This is a genomic window from Agromyces aurantiacus (assembly GCF_016907355.1).
GTDB lineage: Bacteria > Actinomycetota > Actinomycetes > Actinomycetales > Microbacteriaceae > Agromyces > Agromyces aurantiacus.
Map to the genome: position 1 here is coordinate 3,356,804 of NZ_JAFBBW010000001.1, position 17,101 is coordinate 3,373,904.

Genomic DNA, 17,101 nt, shown 5'->3' on the forward strand with positions numbered 1-17,101 from the left:
AGGGGCCCCGACGCGTCGCGCGTCGGGGCCCCTCGTGCAGGAAGGCGCGAAGGCTACTTCGCCGCCGCCTCCTCGGTCTCGGCCGACTCCTCGGACGCCTCCGAACCGGCGGCCTCGTCGACCGCGGCCTCGGCCTCGGTGACGACCTCCGGGGTCTCCTCGGCCGCGGCCTCCTCGGCCGGCGCGGCGGGGGCGGCCTCGGCGGCCGGCTTCGCGGCGCGCTTCTTCGGGGTCACGGGCTCGAGGACGAGCTCGATGACGGCCATGGGCGCGTTGTCGCCCTTGCGGTTGCCGATCTTGGTGATGCGGGTGTAGCCGCCCTCACGGTCGGCGACCTGCGGCGCGATCTCCGCGAACAGCTTGTGCACGACCGACTTGTCGCCGATCACGGCGAGCACGCGACGGCGCGCGTGCAGGTCGCCGCGCTTGGCGAAGGTGATCAGGCGCTCGGCCAGCGGACGCAGGCGCTTGGCCTTGGTCTCGGTGGTCGTGATCCGCTCGTGCGTGAACAGCGCGGCGGCGAGGTTCGCGAGCAGCAGGCGCTCGTGCGCGGGTCCGCCTCCGAGGCGGGGGCCCTTCGTGGGCTTCGGCATGGTTCGTTATCTCCAGTGGTGGGGGGTTGGTGCGGCCCGTGGCCTGCTAGTTCTCGTCGTCGAAGCCCGTGTAGAAGTGGGCGCCGTCGAAGCCGGGGACCGAGTCCTTCAGCGACAGGCCCATCTCGGTGAGCTTGTCCTTGACCTCGTCGACCGACTTCTGGCCGAAGTTGCGGATGTTCATCAGCTGCGACTCCGACAGCGCCACGAGCTCGGACACCGTGTTGATGCCCTCGCGCTTGAGGCAGTTGTACGAGCGGACCGACAGGTCGAGGTCCTCGATCGGGATCGAGAGCTCGCTCGAGAGCACGGCGTCGACCGGCGCCGGGCCGATCTCGATGCCCTCCGCGGCCGTGTTGAGCTCGCGCGCGAGGCCGAACAGCTCGGTCAGCGTGCGGCCGGCCGACGCGATCGCGTCGCGCGGCGAGATGGCGGGCTTGGTCTCGACGTCGACCACGAGTCGGTCGAAGTCGGTGCGCTCGCCGGCACGCGTGGCCTCGACGCGGTAGGTGACCTTCAGCACCGGCGAGTAGATCGAGTCGACCGGGATCTGGCCCGCCTCGGAGTACTCGTTGCGGTTCTGCGAGGCGGAGACGTAGCCGCGGCCGCGCTCGATGGTCAGCTCGAGCTCGAACTTCGCCGAGTCGTTGAGGGTCGCGATGACCAGCTCGGGGTTGTGCACCTCGACGCCCGCGGGAGCGGAGATGTCGGCGGCGGTGACCTCACCGGCGCCCTGCTTGCGCAGGTAGGCGGTGATGGGCTCGTCGTGCTCGCTGGAGACGACCAGGTTCTTGATGTTGAGGATGATCTCGGTCACGTCCTCCTTCACACCCGGGACGGTCGAGAACTCGTGGAGCACGCCGTCGATGCGGATGCTCGTCACGGCCGCGCCGGGGATCGAGGAGAGGAGGGTGCGACGGAGGGAGTTGCCCAGGGTGTAACCGAAGCCCGGCTCGAGGGGCTCGATCACGAAACGCGAACGGAACTCCGAGATGTTCTCTTCGGTGAGCGTCGGGCGCTGTGCGATCAGCACGGTGTGATTCCTTTCGGCAGGGTGTCCGCTATATGACACCTGCGAGTTCGAGGATCTTGAGTTGTGAGAGAGAACGTGACCCTGCGGGTCGAGGAGCGTCCGGCGCAGCCGGACGCGTCTCGAGACCGGGATCTCGAGACGGCCTGACGGCCTCCTCGATCCGCAGGACGGAGTGTGCTAGACGCGGCGGCGCTTCGGCGGGCGGCAGCCGTTGTGCGCCTGGGGCGTCACGTCGTTGATGCTGCCGACCTCGAGGCCCGCGGCCTGGAGCGAGCGGATCGCGGTCTCGCGGCCCGAGCCGGGGCCCTTGACGAAGACGTCGACCTTCTTCATGCCGTGCTCCTGCGCCTGGCGCGCGGCCGACTCGGCGGCCAGCTGCGCGGCGAACGGGGTCGACTTGCGCGAGCCCTTGAAGCCGACGCCGCCCGACGAGGCCCAGCTGATCACGGCACCGTTCGTGTCGGTGATCGACACGATGGTGTTGTTGAACGTCGACTTGATGTGGGCCTGGCCCACGGCGATGTTCTTCTTCTCCTTGCGGCGCGGCTTGCGAGTAGCCGCCTTGGGTGCTGCCATGTTCGAAATCTCCTAGATCTTGGCGCGAGCGGTTACTTGCGGCCGGGCTTCTTCTTGCCGGCGACGGTGCGCTTCGGGCCCTTGCGGGTACGAGCGTTGGTCTTGGTGCGCTGACCGCGGACCGGGAGGCCGCGGCGGTGGCGGAGGCCCTCGTAGGAGCCGATCTCGACCTTGCGGCGGATGTCGGCGGCCACCTCGCGGCGGAGGTCGCCCTCGACCTTGTAGGTGCCCTCGATGTGGTCGCGCAGCGCGACGAGCTGGTCGTCGCTGAGGTCCTTCACGCGGATGTCGCCGCTGATGCCGGTGGCCTTCAGCGTCTCGAGCGCGCGGGTGCGACCCACGCCGTAGATGTAGGTCAGTGCGATCTCCACGCGCTTCTCGCGCGGGATGTCGACTCCTGCCAGACGTGCCATGGTGGCGTTCTCCTGTTGAGTGAGTCGGAGGTGTGGAGCACTTCCGGTGCCTCGGCCTCCGTCCGAGGGTGTCCCCCGCGCCTCAGGGGCGCAGGTTCGTGGAAGTGCCGGTATTCGGTTGCGTCGGCGCGGGACTAGCCCTGGCGCTGCTTGTGGCGCGGGTTCTCGCAGATGACCATCACGCGGCCGTGGCGGCGGATGACCTTGCACTTGTCGCAGATGCGCTTGACGCTGGGGTTGACCTTCACAGTCGTGGTTCCTTTTTTCGCTGTCCTCGTACCCGCGGGGTGCCGCGGGCCGTTACTTTCCGAACAGCCCCTACTTGTAGCGGTAGACGATGCGGCCGCGGGTCAGGTCGTACGGGCTCAGCTCCACGATCACGCGGTCCTCGGGGAGGATGCGGATGTAGTGCTGGCGCATCTTTCCGGAGATGTGGGCGAGCACCTTGTGCCCGTTGGTCAGCTCGACCCGGAACATCGCGTTCGGGAGAGCCTCGATGACCGAGCCTTCGATCTCGATGACGCCGTCTTTCTTGGCCATAGCCTCACTATCGCTTGGAGTGTGGGTATTCGGTCTGCGATGATGATGCACGACCTCGACGGGCCCATCGGGCATGCCGAAGCGGGCGTGCAAAACACCAAGGGTCAACTATAGGCGAATCGGGCGTGATTCGCCACTCCGTCCGCGTGTCAGCTTGCGGTGCGGCGGGCGACCGTCTCGACGAGGCGGTCGTGCAGCGGATGGCCCGGCTGGATCTCGCACACCTCGTGCACGATCGCGGCCGCGGCATCCGTTCGCAGCCGCTCCTGCAGTTCCACGCTCTCGGGGTCGGCCGGGACGTCGAACCCCAGCGCGGCCTCGATCGCCCCGAGCAGGCCGTCGACGGGCATCCCGCGCTCGGCGAGCTCGGCGGCGGGCGCGATGAACCGCTCGCGGCGACCCAGCTTGCGCAGCGGCTGGCGTCCGACGCGTTCGACCGTGTCGGGCAGCGCCGCGTTGCGGAACCGCGACAGGATCGTCGCACGGTACGCGGCCTGCTCCTCCTCGGTGAAGCCGTGCTTGGCGACGATGAGCGCCGAGGTCTCCTCCAGCACGCGCCCGACGCGCTCGGCCACCGACGCGTCGGCGAGCGCGTCGGCGATCCGCTCGTGCCCGGCCAGGAAGCCGAAGTACGCGGTCGACGCATGGCCGGTGTTGACGGTGAACAGCTTGCGCTCGATGTACGGCCCGAGCCGCTCGACGAAGTGGGCGCCCGGGATCCGCGGCGGCGCGTCGCCGAACGGCGGCCGCTCGATGGCCCACTCCGAGAACGTCTCGACCGTCACGTCGAGGTGGGCACCCGAGGGCTGGCCGGGGACGATGCGGTCCACGGCGGTGTTCGCGAAGACCGCCCGCCGCTCGAGCTCGATCCACTCGTCGGGACCGGCGAGGCGCTCGGTCTCGGCGCGCAGCATGCTCGTCGCGTCGATCGCGTTCTCGCACGCCATGACCGCGAGCGGCGCCGCCCCGGGCGAGCGGTCGCGCAGCGCCTGCAGCACATGCGGGGCGATGAATCGCAGCACGTTGGGCCCGACGGCCGTGGTGAGCACGTCGGCGTCGGCCAGTTCCGCGGCGAGCGCCGCGGCATCCGCTCGGCTGTCGATGGCCCGGTAGCCGTCGACGACGAGGTCGCGCGCGCCCTCGCCGACCTCGTGCACCGTGTACGAGTCGGATGCGGCGAGGGCGGCGATGAGCTCGGCGTCGACGTCGGCGAACACGACCTCGTAGCCCGCGTCGTGCAGGAGCAGGCCGATGAAGCCGCGTCCGATGTTCCCGGCGCCGAAGTGGACGGCCTTCACGACTCGTTCACCTCGGACAGCAGCGCGTGCAGCTCCTCGCTCGAACCGGCCGCGAGCAGCGTGTTGACCTGGTCCTCGTCGGAGAAGACGATCGCGATCTTGGAGAGGATCTCGAGGTGCTCGTCGCCGAGGCCCGCGATGCCGACGACGAACCGCGCCGGTTCGCCGCCCCAGTCGATGGGCTGCTCGTAGCGCAGCATCGTGAGCGCCGACTTGCGGATGAGGTCCTTCGCCTCGTTCGTGCCGTGCGGGATGGCGAGCCAGTTGCCCATGTACGTCGAGACGGTCGATTCGCGCTCGAGCATCGAGTCGACGTACGCCGCGTCGACGGCGCCGGCGTCGACGAGCACGCGCCCGGCCTCGCGGATCGCCTCGTCGCGGGTCGCGCCGCCCGGCACGATCCGCACGTTCTCGGGCGAGAGGATCTGGTCGGTCATGGGAACTCCTTCTTCGTCGGCGGTTCTCGTGGGTGCTGGGTCGAGGTCTGGTCGGGCGGTCGGGCGGTCGGCCGGTCGGGCGGCCCGGCGCCGGGCGGATGACGCGACCGCCCGGGCCGCGGACGCCGCACGGGGTGTGCCGCGTCGCGACCCGGGCGTCGCGTCATCCGGTGGCGGTCGTCAGCGCTCCTCCCGCTGCGCCTCGATCAGCTCCACGACCTCGTCGTACTTGGGCGAGTTCATGAAATTGTCGACCGAGATGTGGACGGCGTCGGGCGTCTGGTGGCGTGCCCGGTCCGTGAGCTGGTTCTGCGTGATCACGAGGTCGGCCGACGAGTCGAGGGCCGCGATCGCCTTGTTGACGACCGTGACGTCCTCGATCCCCGCCTTCTTGATCTTGTTGCGAAGGACGCTCGCGCCCATCGCGGACGAGCCCATGCCGGCGTCGCAGGCGAACACGACGTTCTTGATCTCCCGCATGGTGCCGGTCGCGGGGCCGCCGAGCCCGCCCGCCTGGGTCGCCGCGCCGCCGCGCAGGTTGGCGAGCGCGTCGGAGCTCTTGCCCTTGGCCGCCTCGGTCTGCGTGATCGCGGCGCCGAACGCGTCATCCGAGACCGCCATCGCCTCGAGGTCGCGCTTGCGCGACGCCCGCAGGATGACGGCGGCGATCGCGAACGTCACCGCGGCCGACAGGACGACCGACAGGATGACGGCGAAGTACGCGCCCGGTGCGGTCTGCAGCAGCACCGCGATGATGCTCCCCGGCGCGGCCGGCGCCCGCAGGGCACCGCCGAGCACCATGTTCGTGGTGACGCCGGTCATGCCGCCCGCGATGAGCGCGAGGATCAGGATCGGCTTCATCAGCGCGAACGGGAAGTACACCTCGTGGATGCCGCCGAAGAACTGGATGACGGCCGCACCGGGGGCCGATGCCCTCGCCGCGCCGATGCCGAAGAACGTGAACGCCAGCAGCAGGCCGACGCCGGGGCCGGGGTTCGCCTCGAGCAGGAACAGGATGGAGGAGCCCTGGTCGGCCGCCTCCGAGAGGCCGAGCGGGGTGAGCACGCCGTGGTTGATGGCGTTGTTCAGGAACAGCACCTTGGCCGGCTCGATGATGATGCTGGTCAGCGGCAGCAGGTTCGTCTCGACGAGCCAGCCCACCGCGGCCGAGAGGGCGTTCATGATGCCGTTCACGAGCCAGGCGACCGGGTAGAAGCCGACGATGGCCATGACGAAGCCCCAGATGCCGGCCGAGAACATGTTGACGAGCATCTCGAAGCCCGCCCGGATCTTGCCCTCCCAGATGGAGTCGATCCGCTTCATCGACCAGGCCGCGAGCGGGCCGAGGATCATCGCGCCGATGAACATGTGGATCTGGCCGAGCTGGTTGTCCTCGGGCAGCGTCGCGTTCACCTGGGCGATCAGGAGGTCGGACCCGGCGATCGCACCGAAGGTCGCGATGCCGCCGACCACGCCGCCGCGCACGCCGTACACCATCGAGCCGCCGGTGTAGCCGATCAGGATCGGCAGCAGGTAATGGATGAACGGGCCGACGATGGTCGCGAGGTCCGCGTTCGGCGTCCACCCGACGGCGATGAAGAACGCGGTGAAGATGCCCCACGCGATGAGCGCGGGGATGTTCGGCATGATCATGCCGCTGAGGAAGGTTCCGAATCTCTGGACGTGGACGCGGGCTCCCCCGGGTCGCTTCGTCTCAGCTGACGTCGTCGTCATGGCTGCCTCCTGGGCTGGTGTGCGTCACGGCACGGTCGTGCCGCTGGGGGTGGGTGCGGATTCGGCGGCCTCACGTGCCGCCTGCTTCGCCTCGGCCGCTCCCTCCGCGACCAGGGCTGCCCGGGCGATGCGCTCGGCATCCTCCCGGGTGTACCGCGCGAGGGAGGCGCGGACGTCTGCGAGTGCCGATGGGGACATCGACAGGCTGGTGGCGCCGAGGCCCACGAGCACCACGGCGAGCAGCGGATCGGCTGCGGCCTCGCCGCAGATGCCGACCGGGCGGCCGTCGGCCCGACCGGCGTCGCCGACGTGCTTGACGAGGTGCAGCACCGACGGGTGCCACGCGTCCTGCAGGTTCGCCACCGTGCCGAGCAGCCGGTCGGCCGCCATCGTGTACTGGGTCAGGTCATTCGTGCCGATCGAGGCGAAGTCGGCGACCTTGAGGATGTGCCCCGCGATCAGCGCGGCCGACGGGGTCTCGACCATGACGCCGGCCACCTTGATGCCGAGCTCGCGGCACAGCGCGGTGAAGTACCGCGTCTCCTCGACCGTCGCGATCATGGGCGCCATCACCCAGAGGTCGGCGTCGGTCGCGGCGTCGGCCGCGGCGAGCGCGGTCAGCTGCTCGCGCAGGATGACCTCCGAGTGCCGGAGGGCCCGGATGCCGCGCAGGCCGAGCGCGGGATTCTCCTCGTGCGCGTCGTTCAGGAACGACAACGGCTTGTCGGCGCCCGCGTCGAGCACGCGCACGACCACCTTCCTGCCCTCGAAGGCCGCGAGCAGGCGCGTGTACTGCTCCTGCTGCTCCGTGACGGACGGCGCGGTGTTCGCGTCGAGGAAGAGGAACTCGGTGCGGAAGAGCCCCACGCCCTCGGCGCCGAGCTCGAGGGCCTCGGCCGCGCCGTCGGCCGAACCGAGGTTCGCCAGCAGCGGGATGGCGGTGCCGTCGGCGAGTGCGCCCGGCGTGATCGGCGCCGCGGCCCGCGCGGCGCGCTCGGCGATGCGCTCGCGCGCCGCGGCGACCTCGTCGGGCGAGGGGGATGCCGTCACGCGGTCGTCCGCCGCGTCGACGATCACGGTGTCGCCGTCGGCGAGGCCGGCGGCGCCGGCTGCACCGACGACCGCGACGATCGACTTCTCGCGCGCGAGGATCGCGGTGTGCGAGGTCGGTCCGCCGTCGATGGTGACCAGGCCGAGCACCTGCGTGAGGTCGAGCAGCGCCGTGTCGGCCGGCGCGAGGTCGCGGGCCACGAGGATGAACGGATGGCCGGGGTTCGGCACTCCGGGAGCGGGCACCTTCAGCAGGTGCGCGACCACGCGCTGCGAGACGTCGTCGAGGTCGGCGGCGCGCTCGCCCATGTACCCGCCCATCGACGCGAGCAGGTCGCGGAACGACGCGAACGCCTCGAACACCGCGCGCTCGGCGGTCTTGCCCGTCGCGAGCCGTGCGACGATGTCGTCGACGAGGGTCGGGTCCTCGGCCATCATGGCCTGCGCCTCGAGCACGTCCTGCGCGGCGCCGCCGGCCTGCCGGCCCTTGCGCTGCAGCTCGTCGGCGACGACGGAGAGCGACGCCCGGGCGCGTTCCTCCTCGCGCGCCGGGTCGAGGTGACTGGGGCGGTCGACCGGCTCCGGCAGCCGTTCGGCCATGCGCACGACCGGTCCGACGGCCACGCCCTGGCCGATCCCCGTGCCTCTGATCTCCATCACTCGCCCCTCCGATTCGATTCGATGGGCGACGGATGCCGCGGGCTACTCGTCGTGGTCGGTGCTGAGCAGCTCGACGAGCTCGTCGAGCACGCGCTGCTCGTCGCCTCCGTCGACGGCCACGGTGACCTCGTCGCCGAAATCGATGCCCTGCGCGATGACCGCGAGGATGCTCGCCGCATTGACGGGAGCACCACCGTTCTTCGCGATGGTGACACTCGATCCCGATGCCGCGGCGGCCTGGGTGAACAGCTTCGCCGGACGGGCGTGCAGCCCGTGCGTCGATCCGACTCGAACAGTGCGCTCCACCATGTCTCCGGCCTCCGTCGCTGGCGTCCGTTCCCGCCTTCACCATAGTGCCGTGCACGCGCGCAGGGAACGGGGTTGCGCGGCGTGGGGGCGTTCACGATCGTGCTCCCGTGATCGCGATCGCGAGGTCGAGCGCCGCGTCGCCGTCCAGCGTGTGGGTCTCGCCGGGCAGCACGGCCAGCGGCACGGATGCCGCGGCGGCCGCCTGCTCGAGGTCCTCGAGCCGCTCGGCGAGGTGGATCCCGACGAGCAGCGCGTCGGCACCGGCGAGCGCCTCGGCGAGCGTCTGCTCGCCGGCGGCGCGCACGTCGACGTCGAGCCCGCGCGTGTCGGCGGCGCGACGGATGCGCAGCGCGGCGAAGGTGCTCGACGCACCCGCTCCGCACACCACGACGATCCGCATCGCCTGCCTCCTCGCCCGGCTTCGCCCGGTCCCCTTCGATCGGTCACGGCGGATGCCGCGATCGAGTCGAGTGTCCTCCCCGGGGCGGCGCGCCCGCCACCAGACGTGCTTCCGCACCCCCGGAAGATCTCCTGCGACCCGCGGCGCGACGGCCCTGGGGGTGGTTGACTGGACGGCACCCGCCCGGCACGGCGCCGTGGCGGCCGAACGGGAGCGAGCGGACGTGCCGGACAAGTGGGAGCGCCTCGTCGAGGTCCTCTCCGCCGAGGACGGGTGGACGACGGCCGCGCGGCTGGCCGAGCGGCTCGGGGTCTCCGACCGGACCGTGCGCAGCTACGTGGCCCGCGCCAACCGCGACGGCGCCGACCTCGTCGAGTCCGGGCCCGACGGGTACCGGCTGGATCGCGACGCCTGGATCCGGCGGATGCGCGAGCGACCCGGCGGCATCGACGCGGGCACGCCCGACGGGCGGCGGGCCCGGCTCATCCGCGACCTCGTCGACGCCCCCGACGGACTCGACGTGCACGAGGTCGCCGCGACCGCGCACGTGAGCGAGTCCACCGTCGAGGCCGACCTCGGCCGCGTGCGCGCGCGGCTGCAGGGCAGCGGCCTCGCGCTCGAACGCGACGGCAGCACCGTGCGCCTGGTCGGGCCCGAGTCCGCCATGCGCCGGCTCGTCGGCGCCCTCGTCCGGGAGGAGGGGCGCCGCGGCATCCGCGACCTGTCGTCGCTGCGAGCCGGCTTCGCGCCGATGGACGGGTTCCGCCGTGCGCTCGTCGACGGGCTCGACGACGCCGGTTACGCGCCCAACGAGTACGCCCTCGACGACGTGCTGCTGCACGTCGCGATCGCGCTCGACCGGGTCGCCCGCGACCGCACGCTCCAAGAGGGCACCGCCGACGCGGGCCACGCGCGCGACGGCGAGCCCGACGATCCGCTCGCGGAACTCGTCGACGATCTCGTCGTGCGCGAGTTCGGCGTGCGGCTCCCGCCCGCCGAGCGCCGCCACCTCGCGCGACTCATCGGCACGCGCGCCGCGACCCGGCGATCCGGCGCGACGCGCGCGGGCGTGCTGCGCGAGATCGTCGCGCGCATCTCCCGCGACTGGCTGGTCGAGCTGGGCGACGACGAGTTCATCGAGCGGCTCGCGCTGCACGTCGACAACCTCGCGGCGCGCGCCGCCGACCGCAGCTACTCGCGCAACCCGCTGACCGCCTCGATCAAGTCCGCCTACCCGCTCATCTACGACCTCGCCGTCTACCTCGCCAGCGAGCTCGCACGCCTCGAGGGGATCACGGTGAACGACGACGAGATCGCCTACCTCGCCATGCACCTCGGCGCGCAGCTCGAGCGCACGCGCGCCCGCGGCGAGGTCGTGCGCGTCGCGGTCGTCGCACCCGGGTACCACGACGCCAGGGCGCTGCTCGTCGAACGCCTCCGCGCACGGCTCGGCGACGAGGTGGAGCTCGCCGTCGGCGACCCGGCCGAGCTCGAGGCGGATGGCGCGGGCGCGGCATCCGACGCCGACCTCGTCGTCGCGGTGCTGCCGCCGCGCACGCCGCTCCCCCACGTCGTGACCGTGGCGCCGATCCCGACCGAGGACGACCTCGAGCGCGTCCGGGCCGAGGTCGTGCGCCTGCGCCGCGGGCGGCGGCGTGCGCGCCTCGCGTCGACCCTGTCGCGCACGATCGGACCCGACCTGTTCGTGCGCGGCGTCGGCGGCCGCGAGCGCGAGGAGGTGATCCGCCTGCTCGGCGAGCGGCTCATCGCCGCCGGCGTCGTCGATGACGAGTACGTGCGCGGCGCGCTCGAGCGCGAGCGGATGTCGTCCACCGCGTTCACCGACCTGCTCGCCGTGCCCCACGCCATGACCATGAGCGCCTCGCGCAGCGCGATCGCCATCGCGATCGACGAGCGGCCCATCGCGTGGGGCGGCGCCGACGTGCACGTCGTCGCGCTGATCGCGTTCGCCGAGGGCGGGCGCGCGGAGTTCCAGGCCGTGTTCGACCAGTTCGTGGAGGCGTTCTCCGAGCCCGAGAACGTGCGGCGCCTCGTGCGCGGCGCGCTCGACTATCCGGGACTGCTCGCCGAGCTGTCGGGCATCATGGCCCCCTGAGCGAGCCCGTCCCGGGCGTCGCGCTCGAGGCCTCAGGCGATCGGCACCGGCACGACCCCGAACGGGGCGAGCCCGGCGGCGCCGCCGTCGGGCGCCGTGAGCACCCAGATGCCGTCGCGGTGCACCGCCACGCTGTGCTCGACGTGCGCGCCGTCGCCGCCGTCGGAGGTCGTGACCGTCCACCCGTCGTCGCGCACGAAGGTCTCGGCCGAGCCCGACGTGATCATCGGCTCGATCGCGACGACCAGCCCGGGCTGCACGCGGGGGCCGCGCCCGCGCACCGCGTGGTTGTACACGGTCGGCTCCTCGTGCATCGCGCGCCCGATCCCGTGCCCGCCGTAGCCCTCGAGGATGCCGTACGGTCCGGAGGCCGCGACCGATTCCTCGATCGCCTCGCCGACCTCGTTGAGGTGCCGTGCCGAGGAGAGCCGGGCGATGCCCGCCCAGAGGGCGAGGTCGGCGGCCTCGGCGAGCTCCTGCCGCGCGCGCACGACCTCGGGACGATCGGGGTCCGGCAGGACGACCGTGAACGCGGCGTCGCCGTTCCATCCGCCCACCTCGGCCCCGCCGTCGACCGACACGATGTCGCCCGGCCGCAACGGCCGTTCGCCCGGGATGCCGTGCACCACGTCGTCGTCGACCGACACGCAGAGCGTGTGGCGGTAGCCGGGGACGAGCGCGAAGTTCGATCGGCCGCCGCGGCCGCGGATCACCGCGTCGGCGACCGCGTCGAGCTCGAGCGGCACCGCGCCGACCACGAGTCGTTCACGCACCGCCGCAAGGGCGCTCGCGGTCGCCTCACCTGCCGCCACCATCGCCCGCAGCTCGGCGGGCGACTTCAGCGGCAGGCGCCGGAACACGGGGGCGCCGGTCAGGCGGGGACGGCCGCCGCGCCGTCGCCGTTGGGCACGAGCCCGCGCTCGGCGAGCGCCGCGAAGATGCGGGCGGTCACCTCGTCGAGGGCGCCCACGCCGTCGACCGGCAGCACGAGGTCGCGTTCGCGGTAGACGTCGAGGATCGGCGCCGTCTCGCGCTCGTAGATCGCGAGGCGGTTCTCGATGACCTCCTCGGTGTCGTCGGTGCGACCCTGGTCGCTCGCGCGCTGGCGAAGTCGCGCGATGCTCTCCTCGCGCGGCACCACGAGCTCGATCACGGCGTCGAGCGACTCGCCGCGGCCCTCGAGGAAGGCATCGAGGTGGTCGACCTGGCCCCGGTTGCGCGGGTACCCGTCGAGCAGGAAGCCGTGCGCCGCGTCGGGCTGCGCCAGGCGGTCGCGCACCAGCTCGCTGGTCAGCTCGTCGGGCACGAGGTGGCCCGCCTCGATGATCTCCTGGACCTGCTTGCCGAGGTCGGTGCCGCCCTTGACGTTCTCGCGGAAGATGTCGCCCGTGGCGACCTGCGGGACGCCGAACGCCTCCGCGACGAGCACGCCCTGCGTGCCCTTGCCCGAGCCCTGCGGGCCGACGATGAGGAAGCGTGCGGAGTTCGTCATCGGAGGAGCCCTTCGTAGTGGCGCTGCTGCAGCTGGGCGTCGATCTGCTTCACGGTCTCGAGGCCGACGCCCACGATGATCAGGATCGAGGCGCCGCCGAACGGGAAGTTCTGGTTCGCGCCGACCGCGGCGAAGAAGATCAGCGGGAGCAGCGCGATGAGGCCGAGGTAGAGCGAGCCGGGCAGCGTCACGCGCGTGAGCACGTAGTCGAGGTACTCGGCGGTCGGGCGTCCGGCGCGGATGCCCGGGATGAACCCGCCGTACTTCTTCATGTTCTCGGCCACCTCGTCGGGGTTGAACGTGATCGCGACGTAGAAGTACGTGAACCCCACGATGAGGAGGAAGTAGATGAGCATGTAGAGCGGGTGGTCGCCCTTGGTCAGGTTGTTCGTGATCCACACGACCCACGGCTGCGGCGTCTCGCCCGCGGCGGGCTGGTTGAACTGCGCGATCAGCGCGGGCAGGTAGAGCAGCGACGAGGCGAAGATGACGGGCACGACGCCGGCCATGTTGACCTTGATCGGGATGTAGGTGTTGTTGCCGCCGTACGTGCGCCGGCCGACCATGCGCTTGGCGTACTGCACCGGGATGCGGCGCTGCGACTGCTCGACGAACACGACCGCCACGACGATCAGCAGGCCGATCGCGAGCACCACGGCGAAGACGTCCCAGCCGCGCGAGATGCCGATCGCCCAGAGCGAGCCCGGGAAGGTCGCCGCGATCGAGGTGAAGATGAGCAGCGACATGCCGTTGCCGATGCCGCGCTCGGTGATGAGCTCGCCCAGCCACATGATGAGGCCGGTGCCGGCGGTCATGGTGACGACCATGAGCATGATCGCGTACCAGGCGTCGTTCGTGATCAGCTGCGAGCACGAGGGGTCGGAGTTCGCCGGGAACAGGGCGCCCGAACGCGCCACCGTGATCAGCGTGGTCGACTGGAGCACGCCGAGCGCGATCGTCAGGTACCGCGTGTACTGCGTGAGCTTGGCCTGGCCGGCCTGGCCCTCCTTGTAGAGGGTCTCGAAGTGCGGGATGACCACGCGCAGCAGCTGCACGATGATCGATGCCGTGATGTACGGCATGATGCCGAGCGCGAAGATCGAGAGCTGGAGCAGCGCGCCGCCCGAGAAGAGGTTGACGAGCTCGTAGAGGCCGGAGGCGCCCTGGTTCGCCGCGAGGCACTGCTGGACGTTGCCGAAGTCCACGAACGGCGCCGGGATGAAGGAGCCGAGTCGGAACAGGGCGACGATGCCCAGCGTGAACCCGATCTTCCGGCGAAGGTCGGGGGTGCGGAAGATCCGCCCGATGGCGTTGAACACTCGTCCTCCTGTTGCTCCGTCGTGGAGTCAGTCCATATGCGGCTCGAGCCTGTCGAGACCCCCGTGAATCATACGCGAGGTCCCGACAGGCTCGAACTCGGGTGGGTTGCTGCGGCCTACTTGACCGAACCGCCCGCGGCGACGATCTTCTGCTCGGCGGAGCCGGAGACCTTGTCGACCGCGACATTGAGCTTGACCTGGATGTCGCCGTTGCCGAGCACCTTGACGCGCTCGTTCTTGCGGACGGCGCCCTTGGCCACCAGGTCGTCGACGGTCACGTCGCCGCCCTTGGGGTAGAGCTCGGCGAGCTTGTCCAGGTTGACCACCTGGTACTCGACGCGGAACGGGTTCTTGAAGCCGCGCAGCTTCGGCGCACGCATGTGGTACGGAAGCTGGCCGCCCTCGAACCCGGGCCGGATGTTGTTGCGGGCCTTCGAGCCCTTGGTGCCGCGACCGGCGGTCTTGCCCTTCGAACCCTCACCGCGTCCGACGCGGGTCTTGTCCTTCTTGGCACCGGGCGCCGGGCGCAGGTGGTGCACCTTCAGCACGGGCTCGCGCACGACGTCGGCCTCGGCCTTCTTGGCCGGAGCCTTCTTCGCCGGAGCCTTCTTCGCCGGCGCCTTCTCGGCAGCGGCGTCGTCGGCCTTCGCGGCGGCGGCCTTGGCCGGCGCCTTCTTCGCGGGAGCCTTCTCGGCCTTCTCAGCCGCCGGCTTCGCGGCCGCCTTCTTCGCGGGAGCCTTCTTGGGGGTCTCCTCGGCGACGGCGGCCTTCTTCTCGTTCTCTGCCATTAGTCGATCTCCTCAACCTTCACGAGGTGGGCGACCGTCTTGACGTAGCCGCGGTTCTGCGGCGTGTCGTCGCGGACGACGGAGTCGCCGATGCGCTTCAGTCCGAGGCTGCGCAGCGTGTCGCGCTGGTTCTGCTTCTCGCTCACCTTGGACTTGATCTGGGTCACCTTCAGCTGCTTGGCCATCAGGCACCTGCCTTCGCTGCTGCGGCGGCCTCGGCCGCCTGGGCCTCCGCACGCAGGAGACGGGCCGGGGCGACCTCGTCGTAGTCGAGACCACGACGGGCGGCGACGGCGCGCGGCTCCTCGAGCTGCTTGAGCGCCTCGACCGTGGCGTGCACGATGTTGATGGTGTTCGACGAGCCGAGCGACTTGCTCAGCACGTCGTGGATGCCGGCGCACTCGAGCACGGCGCGGACCGGACCACCGGCGATGACACCGGTACCGGGGCCGGCCGGACGCAGGAGCACGACACCGGCCGCGGCCTCGCCCTGCACCGGGTGCGGGATCGACGAGCCGACGCGGGGGACGCGGAAGAAGTTCTTCTTCGCCTCCTCGACGCCCTTCGAGATCGCGGTCGGCACCTCGCGGGCCTTGCCGTAGCCGACGCCGACGAGTCCGTTGCCGTCGCCCACGACGACCAGCGCCGTGAAGCTGAAGCGGCGACCGCCCTTGACGACCTTCGACACCCGGTTGATGGTGACGACGCGCTCGAGGAACTGGCTCTTCTCGGCGTCGCGGTCGCGACGATCGCGGCCCTGGCCGCGGTCGCGGCCGCCGCGGCGGCCTTCGCGCTCGTTGCGCTGCGGCTCGGACGACGCTGCCGTCTCGACGGGTGCCTCTGCGGTCACCTCGGTCTCCTTCACAGTGCCACTTTCGTTAGTAGGTGCAGTGCTCACAGGTTCAGCCCTGCCTCTCGCGCTCCATCGGCGATCGCAGCGACACGACCGGCGTACTTGTTGCCGCCGCGGTCGAACACGACCGACTCGATGCCGGCCTGCTTGGCACGCTCGGCGACGAGCTCGCCGACCTTCTTGGCCTTGGCGGTCTTGTCACCCTCGAACGCGCGGAGGTCGGCCTCCATGGTCGAGGCGGAGGCCACGGTGCGGCCCTTGCTGTCGTCGACGACCTGCACGAAGACGTGGCGGGCCGAACGCGTCACGACGAGACGGGGGCGCAGCTCGGTGCCGACGACCTTCTTGCGGAGCCGGGTGTGGCGGCGCGAACGCGCAGCCGACTTGCTCTTGACGGCCATGATTACTTACCAGCCTTTCCGGCCTTGCGACGCACGACCTCGCCGGCGTAGCGGATGCCCTTGCCCTTGTAGGGCTCGGGCTTCTTGATCTTGCGGATGTTGGCGGCGGTCTCGCCGACGGCCTGCTTCGAGATGCCCGAGACCGTGAGCTTGTTGTTGCCCTCGACGGTCAGCGTGATGCCGGCCGGCGGTTCGACGGTGACCGGGTGCGAGAAGCCGAGCGCGAACTCGACCGCGCTGCCCTTCTGCGCGACGCGGTAGCCCGTGCCGACGATCTCGAGGCCCTTGGAGTAGCCCTGGGTCACGCCGAGGATGTCGTTGGCGATGAGGGTCCGCGTGAGGCCGTGGAGCGAACGCGACGCGCGCTCGTCGTCGGGGCGCGTGACGAGGACCTGGTTGTCCTCGACGGCGACCTCGATCGGGGCGGCCACGGTGAGCGAGAGCTCGCCCTTCGGGCCCTTCACGGTGACCGCGCGGCCGTCGACCTTCACGTCGACGCCGGCGGGGATGTCGATGGGGAGTCGTCCGATTCGTGACATGGATCTACCACACGTAGGCGAGGACTTCCCCACCCACGCCCTTCTTCTCGGCCTGGCGGTCGGTGAGCAGACCGCTGGAAGTGGACAGGATCGCGACGCCGAGGCCGCCGAGCACCTTGGGGATCTCGGTCGACTTCGCGTAGACGCGCAGGCCGGGCTTCGACACGCGCTTGATGCCCGCGATCGAACGCTCGCGGTTGGGGCCGAACTTGAGCTTCAGCGTGAGGGTCGTGCCGACGCGCGCGTCGGTCACCTCGAAGTCCGCGATGTAGCCCTCGTTCTTCAGGATCTCGGCGATGTGCGCCTTGAGCTTGGAGTTGGGCATCGACACGGAGTCGTGGTGCGCCGAGTTGGCGTTGCGCAGGCGCGTCAGCATGTCAGCGACCGGGTCGGTCATCGTCATGACGAGTGTTTCCTAACGTTCACCAGGTTTCAGGACCCGTTCCACGGGGACTGACCTGTGGTGGTGGCGGCACGCGGATGCGAACCGCCGGATGCCGGTGCCGGCGGAGCCTCGGATGCCTCCGAGACCCGCCGGCGCTGGCACAAA

22 protein-coding genes are annotated in these 17,101 nt (G+C 70.9%); 1 reads left to right on the forward strand and 21 read right to left on the reverse strand.

What is annotated here, in order from left to right; genetic code table 11:
- Positions 1–53: 53 nt before the first annotated feature.
- The 12 genes from rplQ to JOD46_RS15875 form a co-directional block, all read right to left on the reverse strand.
- Positions 54–593, reverse strand: coding sequence for a 50S ribosomal protein L17 (gene rplQ, locus JOD46_RS15825; RefSeq protein WP_204395443.1), 540 nt, complete (start codon positions 591–593; stop codon positions 54–56).
- Between the two features lie 46 nt (positions 594–639).
- Positions 640–1,626 carry a DNA-directed RNA polymerase subunit alpha gene (locus JOD46_RS15830; RefSeq protein ID WP_204395444.1) on the reverse strand — a complete coding sequence of 329 codons (987 nt, stop codon included), beginning with the start codon at positions 1,624–1,626 and terminating at the stop codon, positions 640–642.
- A 177-nt stretch (positions 1,627–1,803) separates the two neighbouring features.
- Entirely contained in the window at positions 1,804–2,202 is a 399-nt protein-coding gene (gene rpsK / locus JOD46_RS15835) for a 30S ribosomal protein S11 (protein ID WP_204395445.1), read from the reverse strand.
- Positions 2,203–2,234: 32 nt separating this feature from the next.
- Complete coding sequence (gene rpsM / locus JOD46_RS15840) at positions 2,235–2,615, reverse strand: 30S ribosomal protein S13 (RefSeq protein WP_129190184.1); 381 nt, start codon at positions 2,613–2,615, stop codon at positions 2,235–2,237.
- 134 nt (positions 2,616–2,749) lie between these two features.
- Positions 2,750–2,863 (reverse strand): 50S ribosomal protein L36, encoded by a 114-nt coding sequence (gene rpmJ, locus JOD46_RS15845; protein WP_056734976.1) that lies wholly within the window; start codon positions 2,861–2,863, stop codon positions 2,750–2,752.
- A gap of 70 nt (positions 2,864–2,933) precedes the next feature.
- Positions 2,934–3,155 (reverse strand): translation initiation factor IF-1, encoded by a 222-nt coding sequence (infA, locus tag JOD46_RS15850; RefSeq protein WP_011186713.1) that lies wholly within the window; start codon positions 3,153–3,155, stop codon positions 2,934–2,936.
- A 149-nt stretch (positions 3,156–3,304) separates the two neighbouring features.
- Positions 3,305–4,453: a mannitol-1-phosphate 5-dehydrogenase gene (locus JOD46_RS15855; protein WP_204395446.1), complete on the reverse strand. Its 1,149-nt coding sequence runs from the start codon at positions 4,451–4,453 to the stop codon at positions 3,305–3,307.
- Positions 4,450–4,890, reverse strand: coding sequence for a PTS mannitol transporter subunit IIA (locus JOD46_RS18690; protein WP_239562823.1), 441 nt, complete (start codon positions 4,888–4,890; stop codon positions 4,450–4,452). Before JOD46_RS18690 ends, JOD46_RS15855 begins: the two co-directional genes overlap by 4 nt.
- A gap of 180 nt (positions 4,891–5,070) precedes the next feature.
- Positions 5,071–6,624, reverse strand: coding sequence for a PTS mannitol transporter subunit IIBC (locus tag JOD46_RS15860; RefSeq protein WP_239562825.1), 1,554 nt, complete (start codon positions 6,622–6,624; stop codon positions 5,071–5,073).
- 24 nt (positions 6,625–6,648) lie between these two features.
- A complete protein-coding gene (gene ptsP, locus JOD46_RS15865) occupies positions 6,649–8,331 on the reverse strand; it encodes a phosphoenolpyruvate--protein phosphotransferase (protein ID WP_204395447.1) in 1,683 nt (560 codons plus the stop codon).
- A gap of 45 nt (positions 8,332–8,376) precedes the next feature.
- A complete protein-coding gene (locus tag JOD46_RS15870; protein ID WP_204395448.1) occupies positions 8,377–8,643 on the reverse strand; it encodes an HPr family phosphocarrier protein in 267 nt (88 codons plus the stop codon).
- Between the two features lie 91 nt (positions 8,644–8,734).
- A complete protein-coding gene (locus tag JOD46_RS15875) occupies positions 8,735–9,043 on the reverse strand; it encodes a PTS sugar transporter subunit IIB (RefSeq protein ID WP_204395449.1) in 309 nt (102 codons plus the stop codon).
- A 223-nt stretch (positions 9,044–9,266) separates the two neighbouring features.
- Between JOD46_RS15875 and JOD46_RS15880 the strand changes: the two genes are divergently transcribed.
- On the forward strand, positions 9,267–11,159 hold the full coding sequence (locus JOD46_RS15880; RefSeq protein ID WP_204395450.1) for a BglG family transcription antiterminator: 1,893 nt from the start codon (positions 9,267–9,269) through the stop codon (positions 11,157–11,159).
- Between the two features lie 32 nt (positions 11,160–11,191).
- Here the strand turns inward: JOD46_RS15880 and map are convergent, their stop codons facing one another.
- From map to rpsH, 9 genes are all read right to left on the reverse strand, one after another.
- Positions 11,192–12,019, reverse strand: coding sequence for a type I methionyl aminopeptidase (map, locus tag JOD46_RS15885; RefSeq protein WP_204395451.1), 828 nt, complete (start codon positions 12,017–12,019; stop codon positions 11,192–11,194).
- Between the two features lie 11 nt (positions 12,020–12,030).
- Positions 12,031–12,651 carry an adenylate kinase gene (locus JOD46_RS15890; RefSeq protein WP_204395452.1) on the reverse strand — a complete coding sequence of 207 codons (621 nt, stop codon included), beginning with the start codon at positions 12,649–12,651 and terminating at the stop codon, positions 12,031–12,033.
- Positions 12,648–13,970 carry a preprotein translocase subunit SecY gene (gene secY / locus JOD46_RS15895; protein ID WP_204395453.1) on the reverse strand — a complete coding sequence of 441 codons (1,323 nt, stop codon included), beginning with the start codon at positions 13,968–13,970 and terminating at the stop codon, positions 12,648–12,650. The genes JOD46_RS15890 and secY overlap by 4 nt, the downstream gene beginning before the upstream one ends.
- Before the next feature lie 116 nt (positions 13,971–14,086).
- Positions 14,087–14,758 carry a 50S ribosomal protein L15 gene (gene rplO / locus JOD46_RS18695; RefSeq protein ID WP_239562829.1) on the reverse strand — a complete coding sequence of 224 codons (672 nt, stop codon included), beginning with the start codon at positions 14,756–14,758 and terminating at the stop codon, positions 14,087–14,089.
- A complete protein-coding gene (gene rpmD / locus JOD46_RS15905; RefSeq protein WP_148733823.1) occupies positions 14,758–14,943 on the reverse strand; it encodes a 50S ribosomal protein L30 in 186 nt (61 codons plus the stop codon). Before rpmD ends, rplO begins: the two co-directional genes overlap by 1 nt.
- Positions 14,943–15,608: a 30S ribosomal protein S5 gene (rpsE, locus tag JOD46_RS15910; protein ID WP_172802947.1), complete on the reverse strand. Its 666-nt coding sequence runs from the start codon at positions 15,606–15,608 to the stop codon at positions 14,943–14,945. Before rpsE ends, rpmD begins: the two co-directional genes overlap by 1 nt.
- 44 nt (positions 15,609–15,652) lie before the next feature.
- Positions 15,653–16,012 carry a 50S ribosomal protein L18 gene (rplR, locus tag JOD46_RS15915; protein ID WP_204395454.1) on the reverse strand — a complete coding sequence of 120 codons (360 nt, stop codon included), beginning with the start codon at positions 16,010–16,012 and terminating at the stop codon, positions 15,653–15,655.
- A gap of 2 nt (positions 16,013–16,014) precedes the next feature.
- Positions 16,015–16,551, reverse strand: coding sequence for a 50S ribosomal protein L6 (gene rplF, locus JOD46_RS15920; RefSeq protein WP_204395455.1), 537 nt, complete (start codon positions 16,549–16,551; stop codon positions 16,015–16,017).
- Between the two features lie 4 nt (positions 16,552–16,555).
- On the reverse strand, positions 16,556–16,954 hold the full coding sequence (gene rpsH, locus JOD46_RS15925) for a 30S ribosomal protein S8 (RefSeq protein WP_204395456.1): 399 nt from the start codon (positions 16,952–16,954) through the stop codon (positions 16,556–16,558).
- Positions 16,955–17,101 lie beyond the last annotated feature (147 nt).

Excerpts from the sequence above, each read along its gene's own strand:
- rplQ (WP_204395443.1), bottom strand. The coding sequence starts at position 593 with ATGCCGAAGCCCACGAAGGGCCCCCGCCTCGGAGGCGGACCCGCGCAC.
- rpsK (WP_204395445.1), bottom strand. The coding sequence starts at position 2,202 with ATGGCAGCACCCAAGGCGGCTACTCGCAAGCCGCGCCGCAAGGAGAAG.
- rpsM (WP_129190184.1), bottom strand. The coding sequence starts at position 2,615 with ATGGCACGTCTGGCAGGAGTCGACATCCCGCGCGAGAAGCGCGTGGAG.
- infA (WP_011186713.1), bottom strand. The coding sequence starts at position 3,155 with ATGGCCAAGAAAGACGGCGTCATCGAGATCGAAGGCTCGGTCATCGAG.
- JOD46_RS18690 (WP_239562823.1), bottom strand. The coding sequence starts at position 4,890 with ATGACCGACCAGATCCTCTCGCCCGAGAACGTGCGGATCGTGCCGGGC.
- JOD46_RS15860 (WP_239562825.1), bottom strand. The coding sequence starts at position 6,624 with ATGACGACGACGTCAGCTGAGACGAAGCGACCCGGGGGAGCCCGCGTC.
- ptsP (WP_204395447.1), bottom strand. The coding sequence starts at position 8,331 with ATGGAGATCAGAGGCACGGGGATCGGCCAGGGCGTGGCCGTCGGACCG.
- JOD46_RS15870 (WP_204395448.1), bottom strand. The coding sequence starts at position 8,643 with ATGGTGGAGCGCACTGTTCGAGTCGGATCGACGCACGGGCTGCACGCC.
- JOD46_RS15875 (WP_204395449.1), bottom strand. The coding sequence starts at position 9,043 with ATGCGGATCGTCGTGGTGTGCGGAGCGGGTGCGTCGAGCACCTTCGCC.
- JOD46_RS15890 (WP_204395452.1), bottom strand. The coding sequence starts at position 12,651 with ATGACGAACTCCGCACGCTTCCTCATCGTCGGCCCGCAGGGCTCGGGC.
- rplO (WP_239562829.1), bottom strand. The coding sequence starts at position 14,758 with ATGGCAGAGAACGAGAAGAAGGCCGCCGTCGCCGAGGAGACCCCCAAG.
- rpmD (WP_148733823.1), bottom strand. The coding sequence starts at position 14,943 with ATGGCCAAGCAGCTGAAGGTGACCCAGATCAAGTCCAAGGTGAGCGAG.
- rplR (WP_204395454.1), bottom strand. The coding sequence starts at position 16,012 with ATGGCCGTCAAGAGCAAGTCGGCTGCGCGTTCGCGCCGCCACACCCGG.
- rplF (WP_204395455.1), bottom strand. The coding sequence starts at position 16,551 with ATGTCACGAATCGGACGACTCCCCATCGACATCCCCGCCGGCGTCGAC.
- rpsH (WP_204395456.1), bottom strand. The coding sequence starts at position 16,954 with ATGACGATGACCGACCCGGTCGCTGACATGCTGACGCGCCTGCGCAAC.